The sequence below is a fragment of the Vibrio sp. 10N.222.46.A1 genome (genome assembly GCF_041473595.1).
Classification (GTDB): domain Bacteria; phylum Pseudomonadota; class Gammaproteobacteria; order Enterobacterales; family Vibrionaceae; genus Vibrio; species Vibrio tasmaniensis_A.
Genome location: NZ_JBFRSN010001383.1, coordinates 1 through 693 on the forward strand (window position 1 = coordinate 1; position 693 = coordinate 693).

General features: G+C 41.6%; 1 pseudogene. It reads left to right on the forward strand.

Annotation, left to right across the window (positions count from 1 at the left end):
* Window positions 1–42: 42 nt before the first annotated feature.
* Window positions 43–693 (forward strand): annotated as a pseudogene (locus AB4496_RS26780) (type VI secretion system membrane subunit TssM); the annotation flags it as partial.

The window sequence follows — 693 nt, forward strand, 5'->3', positions numbered from 1 at the left end:
CCACTGGTCAGCCTGTACTCAACCGTCGCTAAGTACACCTATGTGGAACTCGAAATACCAGACAACGAGGGTAAATCGCAAGATCCTGCGACCATACCAATTCAAGACCAAGATAAAAAAGAATCTGCACGCCAGATAACTTTAAGCTTTCAAGCATACAAAAAACAGGTCTCTGCCAACGATCAAGGGAAGAAGCCAATAGACAATCTGCTGAGTGCGGTTATTAATGCAAATAAATGGGCAGACAAGTTTTATGAAACCAAAGAACCTCAAAAAGTAGCCTTCGATACTTTATCTGTGACTTTGCAAGCTGGTAACCCTATTGCATCATTATCAAACTTATCAAACGATCATTTAGCTGTAGCAGAAGAAGTGATAAGTAAAATTGTGCATCAAAGTAATGAAATGGTGATGTCGCTGGCTCATGACCACCTTAATACAGCATGGTCAAACGAAGTTTATCAACCATACCAACAACGATTAGCGTCTTTTTATCCATTCAACCGACAGTCCAAACTGGATGTGAGCGTTGCTGATCTCAAGGCCTTCTTCGTTACAAACGGTATAGTTGATAAGTTCTCTCAAAATCGCCTCAATGGATTCGTTAAAAACAATGACGAAGCACCTTACTTACCAGGGCTGTTGCCTGGTACTGCGCTATCTATCACGCCAGATGTATGGACAATGATGGAC